This window comes from Lachnoanaerobaculum sp. (assembly GCF_057250505.1).
This window is the reverse complement of record NZ_DBHIEQ010000007.1, coordinates 80967-95912: the sequence shown is the minus strand read 5'-3', so window position 1 is coordinate 95912 and position 14946 is coordinate 80967. Positions and strand designations below refer to the sequence as shown.

Genomic DNA, 14946 nt, shown 5'->3' with positions numbered 1-14946 from the left:
CAAAGTCTTATCTGAGGGATTACTTACAAGCTCCTTTAAGTCATCTACCAGATAACCTTCAACACCGTAGATAATCTTTGGAGGATTCTTAACATGACTTGCTTCCGTAAAAGCCTGTATATTTCCATGGTCTGTAATGGCTATAGCGTCCATTCCCCAGTTCTTTGCCTGATTTATAATATCTGAAGCCGATGAAACACCGTCAAAATCACTCATTTTAGTGTGACAGTGAAGCTCCACCCTCTTTATGGGTTCATTGTCTACACGAATATTATCTTCAAACTTCTCACATTTTTTGATGCCCTTTACAGATGATATAGTCAGCTCACTGTCAAACTTATCAACCAGTGCAAGTCCGTTTATCTTTACATAGTTTCCCTTTACTATATTTTCTTTGATAACATCAAGTTGATCACCGCGAACAAACATTTTTACATAAATAGAATCGCTGAAGTCTGTAATTGCAAAAATATAAAGTGTAGAGTCGCTTCTTTCAAGATATCTTGAATCCACCTCTATTATCTTACCTCTTACAACGACCTCGCCTATTTCACCTACCAGATCCGAAAGTTTTATAAAGTTGTCGTCAAAATCCCTTCCGAATATGACATCAGGATTATTTGTCTTTTGATATTTAGGTGTAAAGCCTTTTTTGTCAAAGCCTTTTTTATTAAAGCTCTTTTTATCAAAGCTCTTATTAACTTGTTTTTTACCGTTTGAATCACTTTTGTTAGAGTCTTCTTTACCGGAATCTGCGCTTTCCCATGTCGTACTGCCGCCGCCTACAAACTCGGTTGTATCTGTTTTTTTGGCTACGGTCATTGTGGCAAACTCTATCTCTTCACTTTTTTCTTTTGCTGCAATGAACTTATGTCTGACCGTACAAAGTATTCCGCATCTTTCATTGAAGATTTTTTCAAGTATTCTTACAAGCTCATCTATAACGCTTTCATTTATAGGATTCTTTTCCACGGTCATATCCATATATGCGCCGTCAAAGCTGACAGTGGCGTTATTTAGAATCAAATATTCGGATATCTTATAGTTTTTTATCTCAAGCAATATACTGTCCTTATATGCGTCAAATAAATTTTGGGGAGTATACTGACTTGAGAGTTTGAATTTTTCGAATATTTTTATTTTAATATTCTTTTTGGGAAACATAGTATCTTTTATAAGTGCTTCCAACTCCAGAATAGTTCTTTTCTCAATTATTCTTTCCGCAATGATATTTACCTTTATCAAAGTCATATCACTGCTTGCAGTTACCTTTTCAACAGAAACAAAGTTTAAAAGCTCATCCATATGCGGTGCACATTCCAAACTTTGAAAAACATCTTTGAACTTTTTAACCATTCTATGCCTCTTTTGACAACATATCCAGTTCTTCTTTTAAAGCAGGCAAAAGCTCATCTTCAGGTAATTTCTTTAGCACTCTACCCTTTTTTATAAGCAATCCCTCGCCTATACCGCCTGCAATTCCTATATCGGCTTCCTTAGCCTCTCCCGGTCCGTTCACCACACAGCCCATAACCGCAACTTTGATATTCAAATCATAGTTTTCGACAAGCTTTTCCACCTTTCCGGCAAGTCCGATAAGGTCAATATTTGTTCTGCCGCAAGTAGGGCATGATACCACTTCAATACCGCCCTTTCTAAGCCCAAGATTGTTAAGGATAAGTTTTCCTGCAAAAATTTCTTCCACAGGGTCTCCGGTTAATGAGACTCTGATAGTGTCACCTATTCCCTGATATAAAATAATACCAAGTCCGAGGGATGACTTTATCATACCTCTTTTTACGGTGCCGGACTCCGTGATGCCTACATGAAGCGGATAATCAGCTCTTTGTGATATAAGCTCATGCGCCTTTACACACATCATTACATCTGAAGATTTGATACTGATAACCAGATTGTTGTAGTCCATATCCTCTATTATCTTCACCTTATCAAGTGCGGACTCCACAATACCCCTTGCAGTCACACCGCCGTATTTTTCTATAAGATTTTTTTCGAGAGAGCCTGAATTTACACCCACTCTTATCGGAAGATTTCTTTCTTTACAAGCGTCTACAACCGCTTTTATTCTTTCACTGCTTCCGATATTTCCGGGATTTATCCTTATCTTGTCACAGCCCGACTTGATAGACTCAAGTGCCAATCTGTAGTCAAAGTGAATATCGGCTACAAGCGGAATATGTATCTGCTTTTTAATCTGGGCTATTGCTGTTGCCGCCTCGCTGTTGGGTACCGCCACCCTTATAATATCACAGCCTGCATCTTCAAGCCTTAATATCTGATCTACTGTAGTGGCAACATCCTCAGTCTTTGTATTACACATTGACTGTATCAGTATAGGATTACCCGCTCCTATTTTTTTATCTCCAATTTGTACTAATCTTGTTTTCTTTCTCATAATATTATTCTTCTTATATCGTTAAACATTACAAAAACCATCAAAAGCATCAAAAGTGCAAAACCTGCCAAATGTATATACCCTTCCACCTTTCTGTTCAGAGGTCTTCTGAATATACCCTCCAAAAACAAAAAGATAAGCCTGCCTCCGTCAAGTGCCGGCAGCGGCAAAAGATTCATAACACCCAGATTGGCACTTAATAAAAGTACCATCTGTGAAAGTGATAATAAAACCACAAATATACCGTAGGGTTTTGACTCATTCACAGTGTTGCCGATCATTGAAACAATACCTACAGGGCCGCTTATTTCATTTGCATTTGCCTTACCGTGAAGCAGGTACAAAAGTGAATCAACAGTTGTAGAAACTGTATACTTTACCTCAAGTACTGAATACTTTAATACCTCAATGGGACTGCTCAGTTTTTGATATCCCGAACTTTCAATACCTATCATATACTGAGAATACTTTTCATTGTATACAGGAGTTATTGAAATATTCTTCTCCTCATTTCCGTTTCTCTTGATACTAAGTGTGATATCCTTTCCCTGATGTAAAAAAAGATATGTGGACAAATCTCTGTAAAAATCAACATGTCTGCCGTTTATCTTTTCTATAACATCTCCTTTTTGAAGCCCCGAAGTTTGTGCAGGCAATCCGTCCATAAGTCCGCTTATAACAGGTTTATCCACACCTACATTTCCTACTATGAATATGGCAACAAAAAATGCCAAAATAAAGTTAAAAATCGGCCCTGCCGCCACGGTTGCAATCCTGCCGATAAGCGGGGCGGAGTTGAAACTTCCCGGCTCGTCCTCATCTTCATCCTCTCCGTACATCTGACATGAACCGCCAAGAGGCAAAAGTTTCAGTGAATACTTTGTCTCCTTCCCTTTGATTGAAAAGAGTCTGGGACCCATACCCACAGAAAACTCAACCACTTTTACACCTGAGAGCTTGGCAAACAAAAAATGTCCAAACTCATGTATCAATACTATTACTCCAAAAATAATAAGCGCTATAACTATATTCAAATCTTTATCCTTTCCAGATACTCCTCAGTCCATTTTTTCAGTGAAAGAATATCAGAAATTGATGGATTTTTTGTGAACTCATGAGCATCCAATGCCTTACCTATAAGATAAGGTATATCTGTAAATCGTATTTTCTTTTCCAAAAACTTTGCAACAGCCCACTCGTTAGCCGCATTCAAAACTGTAGGAGCGCTTCCGCCTCTCTTGCCTGCACGCATGGCAAGCTTAAGTCCTTCAAACACATCCAAATCCGGTTTTGAAAAATTCAGTGTAGCCAGACTTGCAAAGTCAACCCTTTCATCAGATATATACCTTCTTTCAGGATAAAACAGTGCATATGAAATAGGAAGTCTCATATCGGGAGTACCAAGTTGTGCAATGATACCGTTATCCTTAAACTCCACCATAGAGTGGATAATGGATTCTTTTTGAATTACCACCTCTATATCATCTATATCCACATCAAAAAGATGTGAGGCCTCTATTATCTCAAGCCCCTTATTGACCATTGTAGCCGAGTCAATGGTGATTTTTTTGCCCATACTCCAATTCGGGTGTTTCAGTGCATCCTCCAATGTTACTTTTTGTAGGTCTTCTTTAGTGTATCCTCTAAACGGACCTCCTGAAGCTGTAAGTAAAATCTTCTTTATAGGATTGTGCTTATCAAGGCACTGAAAGATTGCACTGTGTTCGGAGTCCACAGGATATATATTTATACCTGTCTTCTTTGCAAGCGGCATTATAATATGACCTGCACACACCAAAGTCTCCTTGTTTGCAAGTGCAATATCTTTTCCGGCGTTTATTGCGGCAACTGTCGGCTCTATTCCTATCATTCCAACAACAGCGGTTACCACAATATCGGCTTCTTTTACGGTCGCCGCTTCTATAAGTCCCTCCATGCCGAAGTACACTTTTGTATCGGTGTCCTCTATCCTCTCACAAAGAAGCTTTGCATCCGATTCTTCCCATATGGCGGCAACTCTAGGCCTGAACTCTCTTATCTGCTTTTCAAGCAAATCTATATTTTTATGCGCGGTGAGCGCCTCCACTTTTACATCATCATTTAATCTTACTATATCAAGTGTCTGTGTTCCGATGGATCCTGTGGATCCCAAAATAGATATTCTTTTCATTATCTTATCCTAAAAAATATATTGCAAAAAAGACTGCAGGAGCTGTAAAAATCATACTGTCAAATCTGTCCAGTATGCCGCCATGCCCCGGAATCAAATTTCCGTAGTCTTTTATATTGTGATTCCTTTTTATAGCCGAAGCAAGTGCATCTCCCACCTGTGATATAACGGAACCGATACCGCATGAAACGGCACAGGTAAATGCAGGCGATCCTATATTTACAAAATGATTCGACAAAATAAAACCTACTATGCCTCCTATAAGAGCCGCGCCCAACACTCCTCCGATACTTCCCTCTACAGACTTTTTAGGGCTAAGTACGGGAGCTATCTTGTGTTTTCCTATAAGTGATCCCACTACATAAGCACAGGTATCTGAGCCCCAGCTTGATATCAGTATAAGCCATGCCAGATATTTGCCGTCGGCATATGTTCTGGTATTGTATACATAAGAAAACAGTACCGGAATATACACCACTCCCATAAATACAAGTGATATCTCTTCAGTCTTATACTTCGGAAATGTAAAGACATATATTGCAAATATAATCATTAAAAATGCAATGATTGAAAAGAAAATATATTGATTCAGCTTAAAATACACCAAACAATAGTATACAAGCGAGTATATATATCCCAAATATGCAATATTTTTCTTATCCAAGCCAAGAGCCCTGTAAAACTCAAAAAGACCTATGATTGAAACAAGCGCAGATAACACTACAAGCGGAATACTTCCGATATAAAAAGCCGAAACGGCAACTATCAAAAGTCCTATTCCGCTTATCAGTCTTTTAAAAAACATTAACGACCTCCAAATCTCCTCTGCCTATGGCTATAGCTTTCTATAGCCTTTAAAAGCTCTTCCTTGTCAAAATCAGGCCACAGTGTATCTGTAATATAAAACTCACTGTAGGCTATCTGCCAAAGCAAAAAGTTCGACACTCTAAGCTCGCCGCTTGTTCTGATAAGCAAATCGGGATCAGGCAAATCCTTGGTATCAAGATATGAAGATATAAGTTCTTCACTGATATCGGACTTTGAAATCTTGCCTGATTCCACATCATCAACTATATTCTCAACGGCTCTTTTTATCTCATCTCTGCCGCCGTAGTTTATAGCAAAGGCAAAAATCATTCCCGTATTGTTCTTTGTGGCTTCAATAAGCTTTTTTATTCCCTTTCTTATATCAGGTTCGAATCTGCTCTCATCGCCTATCATCACCGCTTTTACATTATTTTTATTGGCAACATCAATAAGCTTGACCATATAGAATCTTAGAAGTTTCATAAGTGCACCCACTTCAAGCGCGGACCTCTTCCAATTTTCGGTGGAAAAAGCATATACTGTAAGGCACTCCACACCCAGACGTACACAATCTTCCACAGTCTTTTCAAGCGTCTCACATCCTGCTTTATGCCCCATTGCCCTGGGCAAATTTCTTCTTTCAGCCCATCTTCCGTTACCGTCAAGTATTATGGCGATGCTTTTTGGTATAACTAAGTTCTCCATTGTACTCCATTCACTTTAAACTATAAAACAAGAAGGTGGAAGCCCACCTTCTTAAACTCTAGAAACCTATGTCCCTACTATATAAAGTCGGCTAATTAAACTGTTAATATTTCCTTTGACTTGTCTTCAATAGCCTTATCTACTCTTTCAATAGCCTTATCTGTGATCTTTTGTATTTTATTTTCGCCGTCCTTTACATCATCCTCTGTAAAATCTCCGGCCTTCTCAAGCTTCTTTACGGCATCTATAGCGTCACGTCTGATATTTCTGACAGCCACCTTACATGCCTCGCCTTTTTTCTTTACATCCTTTACAAGCTCTTTTCTTCTCTCCTCTGTAAGCTCAGGGAAAACAAGTCTGATACATGAACCGTCATTTGTAGGATTGATACCGAGGTCGGACATATTTATAGCCTTCTCAATTTCCTTTAAAAGAGACTTCTCCCAAGGTGAAATCTGGATGATTCTAGGCTCGGGAACCGAAACATTACCTACCTGCTGAAGAGGTGTAGGTGTTCCGTAGTACTCCACCTTTATTCTGTCAAGTACATGAGGATTTGCTCTGCCCGCTCTTATGGAAGCATACTCCTCAAGCAAAACTTCAATAGACTTATTCATCTTCTCTTCAAACTTTTTGATACTCTCTTGCATAAATTCTCCTTAATATTATGTTTACTATGCATAAGCAAAGCTTACACTGTCACAACTGTTCCGTTTATTTTACCTTCAAGTGCATTCTTTATTGAATTCTTTTCGTTTAAATCAAATACTGCAAGCGACATCTTACGTTCAAGGCACATAACAGACGCCGTCAAATCCACTACGGCAAGTCTCTTGTCAATAACCTCTTGAATAGTAAGCTTATCATACTTTTTGGCGTTAGGTTCAAGCTTAGGATCTGCACTATAAACTCCGTCAATAGACTTTGCCAAAAGTATCATATCCACATCCATCTCAATAGCTCTAAGCACAATGCCTGTATCTGTAGAGAAGTACGGATGTCCTGTACCGCCTCCGAAAAATACCACCTTGCCTTTTGAAAAGCTCTCATTTACCTTGTCCTTTGAGAAAAGCTCAGCCATATCTCCACAGGCAAATGCAGAGTATATAGCGGTATCTATCCCTTCAGAGCGGAATATTTCAGATACATAGATACAGTTCATAATAGTTGCAAGCATTCCGATCTGGTCGGCCTTTGTTCTGTCTATAGCTTCTGAAGTTCTGCCTCTCCAGTAGTTACCTCCGCCGATTACTATACCTATATCACAACCCTCAGCCAATGAAGGCTTTAACTGCCTTGCAATATCTCTTACCTTTTCTTCATTGTAGCCGCCCTCAGGCTTTGCAAGGGCCTCGCCGCTTAATTTCAACATTACTCTTTTATTTTGCATAGATTCCTCTATCCTTTACTTGTAATATGTGTCAAGTATACCATAGGGGAAATAGTTATACAATGTCAAAATAAACCCTTAAAGTTTGCAAGAAGAAAATTTATTTCCATTCAAAACTCTTTGCCATCAGCTCCGCCGCCTTATTTACAGATTCATCACCGTCAAAGTTTGACATAAATACCATCACATATTTTTTATCTCTTAATATATAGTATTGACGATCTATCTCATCACTGTCATTTATTTTAATATCAAAAATATACATTATATCGCCTGCATCTGTCTTACCTGATGAACCGGTAACCGTAGCATCTATACCTGACTGCTTTATCTGCATATTTAACTGCCATGTGGTAGACTCTGCAAACTTTTCACTTTCATCCAAGTTGTAATTTTGATGTCCGGTATTTATAGAGATATTATTTGGTCTCATATCATGTTCATGTCCCTTTACCACATAAAAATATCTTCCGTTTCCTGACTGCTCCTTAGCTTCACCGAATCCGTCAGCCACGATAAAGCTTCCAAACTCCTTATCGACTCTTTGCCCGTCTTTGGCAGTGTTATTATCCTTTTGTGAAGCTTCTTTATCACTGCTTTTTTCGTTTTGTGAAGTCTTTACAGTGCTGTCTTCTACCTTTGCAGATGTCCCTACATCCGCCTGTTTATTTCCGCAAGCAGACAGCATTAAAATCATAAGTGGTAACAGATACAAACTCTTCTTCATAAAATATGTCCTCCAAAAAGTAAATTATTATGTCTAAAACTGCTAACCTAAGGATATTTTACTACTAACTTATGCCACCTGTACATATGGTTAAGAAATAAACTTCATTTGCTCCCGCATCTTTTAAGATTTTTGCACATTTTTCTATAGTAGTACCTGTGGTGTACACATCATCCACAATCAAAACATTTTTGACTTTCTTAGGAAATACCTTTACTACAAATGCATTGTCGAGATTGTGGAGTCTCTCGGTTCTGCTTAATCCCTTTTGGTCCTTAGTCTTTTTTACCCTGTATAAACATTTTGTATATACAGGAATACCAAGATACTTTGACAGACATCCGGCAAGTATTTCAGACTGATTAAACCCCCTCTGTCTTTGCCTTGACTTATGCAGCGGAACGGGCATAATACAATCAATATTTGCAACATCCAAAAACTTTTTGTATCTGAGAGCCAGAAGCTTTGCAAAACCTTCAATATACTCCCTTTTATTGCCGTATTTTATCTTAAGTATGATATGTGCCAAATCATCCGTATAATTACAAAGAGCTCTTCCGGCTGTGAACTCTCTTTCAGACTTACAGTCGTCACAGTAAGCATCATCCTCCGATATTATCTCCTTACCGCATCTTATACAGTAGGGAGATTTTACAAAAGGAAGCTTTTTAATACATTTTTTACATATCAGATGCCCCTTTTCTTTTACTATTTCTCCACATACCGGGCATCTTCTCGGGAATACAAATTCAATTATCTCATCAATTATTTTACCTAAAATATCAGTCATCTTTTGAGAGCGCCACAAGCTCTGTTATCCTTTCTTTGAGTCCGGTGTACCTTGCCATCTCCTTTGTATTTTGTACCATTGTATAAAAAACTTCAGGTATACCGACAAGTACCACACATTTTTTTGCTCTGGTAATGGCGGTGTATATAAGATTTCTATTCATAAGCATGGCAGGACCTTTGTATATAGGTATAATCACTGCCGGATACTCACTTCCCTGTGACTTATGTACTGTAATGGCATAGGCAAGCTCTATCTCGTTAAACTCTGAAAATTCATATTCACAGACCTTACCGTCATCAAAGCAGATGCAAAAACTTTCAGAGAGCATATCTATTTCACTTATAGTGCCGATATCACCGTTGTATACACCAAGTCCCTTATCAACAGGCATCTTTTTATCATTGTATACAAACCACTCCTTTTGGTAATTGTTTTTTATCTGCATTACCTTATCGCCTTCTCTAAAGACTGTAGCGTCATACTCTTTTTCTTTTTTTTGCTTGCTTGAAGGATTTAAGCTTTTTTGTAAAAATGAGTTTAGAGCTTCCACACCTAAAGGACCCTTCCTCATAGGTGTCATTATCTGAAGCTCATTGCTTGAAGCATTTACATAGGCAGGTAACTTGTCGCGAACCAGTGATATAACGGACTCCATCACATTATCAGGATTGCTCTGCTTGATAAAAATAAAATCATTACTCTTTTTAGAAAGGTCAATCTCTTCATTTGTCATTATCTTATGGGCGTTTATTACAATATCACTTCGATTTGACTGTCTGTAGATTTTATTCAGTCTCACGACATTAAAACAATCCGACTCTATAATATCCTTAAGCACGGTTCCCGGTCCCACACTTGGAAGCTGGTTTATATCTCCCACCAAAATAAGTCTTGTACCTATCGCAACGGCTTTTAATAAAGCGTTCATAAGGAAAATATCCACCATACTTACCTCATCTATTATAAGTACATCGGCTTCAAGCGGGTTGTCCTCATTTCTTTCAAAATGTGTACCGATACTTGTCGAATTTTCATTGCTGTTTGGAGTGATTTCAAGCAATCTGTGTATGGTTTTAGCTTCATAAGAAGTAGCCTCAGACATTCTCTTTGCCGCCCTTCCTGTAGGAGCAGCCAAAGATATACTCTCTCCCTCACTTTCAAAGTACTTTATAATAGTATTTATAGTGGTTGTCTTACCTGTTCCGGGACCTCCTGTAATAATTATAAGACCGCTGCTTATAGATTCTATTACCGCCTGTCTTTGCAAATCGTCAAGGACAATACCCTCTTTTTTCTCAATGGCCAGTATTTTTTCTTCCACTTTGTTTGAATCATACTTTTCTTTGATATTGATATCTACAAGCATCTTTGCAATGGCAGCTTCCGTATAGTAGGACTGTGTAAGATACACATTATTTTCCGAAGATTTTTTTACTACAATCCTTTTTTCCATCTGCATTTCAATAAGAAGTGAAGTAAAGTCGAATATATTTTCACCGAACAGCTCCAAAAACTCATTTTGCAGTATACTCTCAGGCAGATAAAGATGACCTGAGAGCATGGCATTTGAAAGTATATATTCTATACCTGCAACAGCGCGAAACTTTGAATCTGCAGTAATCCCCACTTTTTTTGCAATATCATCAGCAATCTTAAAGCCGATACCGTCAATATCATCCGCCAGCTTGTACGGGTTGGTCTCTATTATATTGTAGACCTTACTTCCGTACTCAAGATATATCTTTGCCGCAAGCTTCATGCTGATACCGAATTTTTGCAAATAAATCATTGCATCACGCATCGACTTCTTTTCCTGTATTTGCTCACTTATAGACTTGGCAAGCTTGGCACTCACTCCCTTTACTTCCACAAGTCTTTCAGGCTCTTCTTCCATTACTCTGAGAGTGTCAAGTTTGAATTTTTTTATAATTCTCTTTGCCAGTGCCTCGCCGACTCCCTTTATCGCGGAAGACGCCAGATACTTCTCAATACTGTCAAGCTCTCTCGGCTCTATTATTTCATATTCATCGACAAAAAGCTGCTCTCCATAGTTTGGATGCAGCTTCATATTTCCTTTTGCCTTTATAAATTCGCCCTCAGCAATATAGTTGAAAGTGCCGACAAAAACATAATCGTCATCATCACCTTCCACGCTGAGTACAGTATAGCCATTATTCTCATTTCTATAAATGATTTTTTCAATATAGCCCGATACTGTCTGCATATTATTTTTTCATTTCTCCCTTTACACCCTCAATGAACTTACCTGTACCGATTGCAACAGCTGTCAAAGGATTGTCCGCTATAACGGTATTGATACCTGTCTTCTCTTCAATAAGTGCATCAAGACCTGAAAGAAGTGAACCGCCGCCTGTAAGCACGATACCTCTTTCATATACATCAGCTGCAAGTTCAGGTGGTGTTCTCTCCAAAACATTGTGAACCGAATCCACGATCTGCATTGCAGGCTCACGAAGTGCCTCCAGTGTCTCGTCAGAGTTTACCTCTATAGTCTTTGGCAGGCCTGTTACAAGGTTTCTACCCTTTACTTCCATAGTAAGTACCTCAGGTCTTCTGTATGCGGCACCGATAGTAATCTTTATATCCTCGGCTGTTCTCTCACCGATCAAAAGATTGTGCTTCTTTCTCATATATCTTACGATAGCTTCATCAAAATCATCGCCTGCTATCTTTATTGAAGTACTTACTACAGTACCTCCAAGTGAGATAACCGCAATATCTGCAGTACCTCCACCGATATCAACTATCATATTTCCGACTGCCTTTGAAATATCTATTCCGGCACCGATAGCTGCCGCTACAGGCTCCTCGATAATCTTTACTTCTCTTGCACCTGCAGAATATGTAGCATCCTCTACAGCCTTCTTCTCAACCTCGGTAGCACCTGACGGAATACATACCGCAATTCTAGGTTTTCTGAATGTCTTCTTGCCCACTGATTTATCTATAAAATATTTGAGCATCTTTTCTGTAATAGTATAGTCTGATATAACACCTTGACGAAGCGGTCTTACAGCCACTATATTTCCCGGTGTTCTACCAATCATAAGTCTTGCCTCTTCACCGATTGCCTGTATCTTTCCGTTCTCTCTATCTATAGCAACAACACTTGGCTCTTTAAGTACAACACCCTTGCCCTTGATGTATACCAAGATACTCGCTGTTCCAAGATCTATACCAATATCATTGGATGTAAACCCAAACATATTCTCCTCCAAACTACTCTTAAAAATTTAATTTAATACACTGACCTCTATTCTACAACAAATAATCAATTTAGCCAATATCAATATTTAGAAATAATTTATAAAGAAAAAATATATTTCTATGTAAATCCGCTTTTAACAGGTCTATTAAGCAAAACTTTAAAAACCTATAGTCGTTTTCTTCTTATTAAAAACAGTTATATCATCAAAATCTTCCTTTTTAAGTATATACTCGATATTTTCATCCACTTCATCATCACCGTAACTCTCAAGTGCAAAGTTTAAAACAGCCTTTTCTACAAGATTTCTGCAAAATCTTCCGTTCCCGTTTTCAACATTTTTAGTGGAGCTTTCACAGATTTCTTTGATAATGTCCTTTGCATTTTTATCTATCAAAAATCCTCTTTTACCTGCTTCAAGCTCACAGATATCCACCAGTTCATCTGCCTTATAGTCATCAAATCTCACTCTAAAAGGTACCCTTGATCTAAGCCCCGGATTTCTCAAGAAAAACTCATCCATCTCATCAGGATATCCTGCAAATATTACGATAGTATCCTTTCTGTTATTTTCCATCTCCTGAACAATCATATTTAGAGCTTCATCACCGAATCTTCCACTTCCTTTGTCTAAAAGCGAATATGCCTCATCTATAAAGAGCACACCTCCCTTGGCCCTTTGAAATACACTCTTTACCATCGGAGCTGTTTGACCCACATACTGCGCCACAAGGTCGGCTCTTCCCACCTCTATGAACTCTCCTGATGTTATAATACCGATTTCTTTTAATACCCCTGCCACAATCCTTGCCACAGTGGTTTTGGCAGTGCCGGGATTCCCTACAAACTCCATATTCAAAGTTATAGGTTCCAATTGTTCTCCCTTTTCTTCCATAGCCATTCTCATCTTTGCAAATGCCAAAATCTTTTTTACCTGATCCTTTGCGGCCTTTATACCCACCAAAGCCTGCAATTCATCCATATAGTTGCGCTTGTCAACTATATCATCAAAAATGTCTTCAGGTATTGGAGGAAATTCGGCAGGATCCATATTTTCAAAAAATTCATCTTCACATGAACTTACATAATTCTTTTCAATAAGCTGTGTCCTGATCTCAGCAACATTCTTTCTGCCAAGGTTTCTGACATTAAGAAGCTCAATATCGGACATCTCAAGCAGCTTCTTTATAGATGTTATATTCGCTTTTTTTAATGCATTGTAGGAGCGAACTCCCAGTTCAAGATTGTCAATGGAGTCTTTATCCATCTTTTGCTCCATCCCGAGTACTTTCAAAAGAATAATAATATAACCCCTTAAACTATGTTTACTTATACTATTATCACTTACTTCATCACTCACCTCTTCCAAAACACAACCGTAAAAGACCATACTTATAAGTGATTTAAGCTTTTTGGATATTCTTTTTGGGAAGTCAAAGATAATATTTCCGACATTACCGTTATTGCCTGAGGCTTTCATAATCAAACTGATATGTCCGCCAACTTCGCTTATCTCTTTACACATTGCCTCAAAATATTCGGATTTATGAATCTTATACAGTATGTCATCATCTCTTAAATTCATATTCTCACAGGCAACCGCTCTATACTTTATTCTGTCATTTTTTGGTGTTTTATCTTCCAAAATATACTTATCGGGAATTACCTTTGCATAATTACCGAAAATCCAGTCAAATTCATCTGTAGAAACCTCCTTGTCGGAATCCAAATATATGTAGTTTTTATAAGGCTCACCGGGCTTCATTACGATTTCAAATCCCAAAGTCTCACCTTCTTTTAAATACATTCCATAGGTCATAAACCTGTCACTGACACCGCACACCTCACCGTTAAATGCACCTGTATATACTATTGATGTTGAACTTAAATATTCTTTACGTATTTCATTTGTTTTATTCATTGCCATACCTCTTTTCGTTTTTAATTTATTTTGTTTTTGTCGCAGTCTGCAATGACGCTTCCTTGGCATGTTCACTGTCTGTCATCGCACACTTCCCCGGCCGGCCGTCATTTGCATCTGCGGATTTAATTTTCAAGGTACAAAAAAGCACAGCAAAAAACCATTGCTTTTAAAATTGACGCACTACCCCTAGGTAGTACGATTCATTCTAAAAACAATGGCCCTAAGTAAACCAATTAAATTTTACTTCCCCATACTAGCACAAATCCGGATTTAATACAAGTAGGTATTTTATTATTGCACTTTTTATATTATGTATTTTGTTATATAATCGTTAGAATAAATTTAAAGGAGAATCAATCATGGATTTTGAAAAATTGAAATCATTTAGAAATATAAACAACAACTTTGCAAAATTACTCGGTATAGAGCTTACCGAACTTTCAAACGGCTATGCCAAAGCCACAATGAAAGTCACAAAAGAGTTTTTAAACCCGATAGGTTCATTACACGGAGGTTGCCTTTATACTATTGCCGATATTGTAGGCGGTGCCGCCGCAAGTTCCTACGGAATACATGTAACTACAATAGACGGAAACTTTCATTATCTTCGTGCAGGAATAAATACAAAAGAACTTTCCGCTACCGCCACTGAAATAAAGAAAGGAAAGAAAATCTCCGTCTACAGCATATCTGTAAAAGATCAGGACGATGTCGAGCTTGCAGTCGGTATATTTTCATTTATGTCGCTGGGAAAAGCTATAGAGATATAAAAAGATGTCGGACAAATA

General features: G+C 38.1%; 14 protein-coding genes. 1 reads left to right on the top strand and 13 read right to left on the bottom strand.

Annotated features, from left to right (window positions below; genetic code table 11):
• The 13 genes from ACO6FI_RS04800 to ACO6FI_RS04740 form a co-directional block, all read right to left on the bottom strand.
• Window positions 1-1356: PHP domain-containing protein (locus ACO6FI_RS04800; protein WP_485456350.1), on the bottom strand; the 1356-nt coding region annotated here is incomplete at its 3' end.
• A 1-nt stretch (window position 1357) separates the two neighbouring features.
• Window positions 1358-2416 carry a flavodoxin-dependent (E)-4-hydroxy-3-methylbut-2-enyl-diphosphate synthase gene (gene ispG / locus ACO6FI_RS04795; protein ID WP_485456349.1) on the bottom strand — a complete coding sequence of 353 codons (1059 nt, stop codon included), beginning with the start codon at window positions 2414-2416 and terminating at the stop codon, window positions 1358-1360.
• Window positions 2413-3450 (bottom strand): RIP metalloprotease RseP, encoded by a 1038-nt coding sequence (gene rseP / locus ACO6FI_RS04790; protein WP_485456348.1) that lies wholly within the window; start codon window positions 3448-3450, stop codon window positions 2413-2415. The genes ispG and rseP overlap by 4 nt, the downstream gene beginning before the upstream one ends.
• Window positions 3447-4586 (bottom strand): 1-deoxy-D-xylulose-5-phosphate reductoisomerase, encoded by a 1140-nt coding sequence (dxr, locus tag ACO6FI_RS04785; protein WP_485456347.1) that lies wholly within the window; start codon window positions 4584-4586, stop codon window positions 3447-3449. Before dxr ends, rseP begins: the two co-directional genes overlap by 4 nt.
• Window positions 4587-4590: 4 nt before the next feature.
• Window positions 4591-5391, bottom strand: a complete 801-nt coding sequence (locus ACO6FI_RS04780) for a phosphatidate cytidylyltransferase (RefSeq protein WP_298051360.1) — start codon at window positions 5389-5391, stop codon at window positions 4591-4593.
• The gene (gene uppS, locus ACO6FI_RS04775) at window positions 5391-6098 is read right to left on the bottom strand and encodes an undecaprenyl pyrophosphate synthase (protein ID WP_298051362.1); all 708 of its coding nucleotides are present in this window, start codon (window positions 6096-6098) and stop codon (window positions 5391-5393) included. The genes ACO6FI_RS04780 and uppS overlap by 1 nt, the downstream gene beginning before the upstream one ends.
• 95 nt (window positions 6099-6193) lie before the next feature.
• Window positions 6194-6748, bottom strand: coding sequence for a ribosome recycling factor (frr, locus tag ACO6FI_RS04770; protein ID WP_060931054.1), 555 nt, complete (start codon window positions 6746-6748; stop codon window positions 6194-6196).
• Window positions 6749-6789: 41 nt separating this feature from the next.
• Complete coding sequence (pyrH, locus tag ACO6FI_RS04765) at window positions 6790-7488, bottom strand: UMP kinase (protein ID WP_485456346.1); 699 nt, start codon at window positions 7486-7488, stop codon at window positions 6790-6792.
• 100 nt (window positions 7489-7588) lie between these two features.
• Window positions 7589-8215 (bottom strand): hypothetical protein, encoded by a 627-nt coding sequence (locus tag ACO6FI_RS04760; protein ID WP_485456345.1) that lies wholly within the window; start codon window positions 8213-8215, stop codon window positions 7589-7591.
• A 64-nt stretch (window positions 8216-8279) separates the two neighbouring features.
• Window positions 8280-9005, bottom strand: a complete 726-nt coding sequence (locus ACO6FI_RS04755) for a ComF family protein (protein WP_485456344.1) — start codon at window positions 9003-9005, stop codon at window positions 8280-8282.
• A complete protein-coding gene (gene recD2, locus ACO6FI_RS04750) occupies window positions 8998-11232 on the bottom strand; it encodes an SF1B family DNA helicase RecD2 (RefSeq protein WP_485456343.1) in 2235 nt (744 codons plus the stop codon). The genes ACO6FI_RS04755 and recD2 overlap by 8 nt, the downstream gene beginning before the upstream one ends.
• A gap of 1 nt (window position 11233) precedes the next feature.
• Window positions 11234-12235 carry a rod shape-determining protein MreB gene (gene mreB / locus ACO6FI_RS04745; RefSeq protein WP_485456342.1) on the bottom strand — a complete coding sequence of 334 codons (1002 nt, stop codon included), beginning with the start codon at window positions 12233-12235 and terminating at the stop codon, window positions 11234-11236.
• A gap of 159 nt (window positions 12236-12394) precedes the next feature.
• Window positions 12395-14155, bottom strand: coding sequence for a DNA-directed RNA polymerase subunit alpha C-terminal domain-containing protein (locus ACO6FI_RS04740; RefSeq protein ID WP_485456341.1), 1761 nt, complete (start codon window positions 14153-14155; stop codon window positions 12395-12397).
• Between the two features lie 362 nt (window positions 14156-14517).
• Between ACO6FI_RS04740 and ACO6FI_RS04735 the strand changes: the two genes are divergently transcribed.
• Entirely contained in the window at window positions 14518-14928 is a 411-nt protein-coding gene (locus tag ACO6FI_RS04735; protein ID WP_485456340.1) for a PaaI family thioesterase, read from the top strand.
• The last annotated feature ends 18 nt before the right edge of the window (window positions 14929-14946 follow it).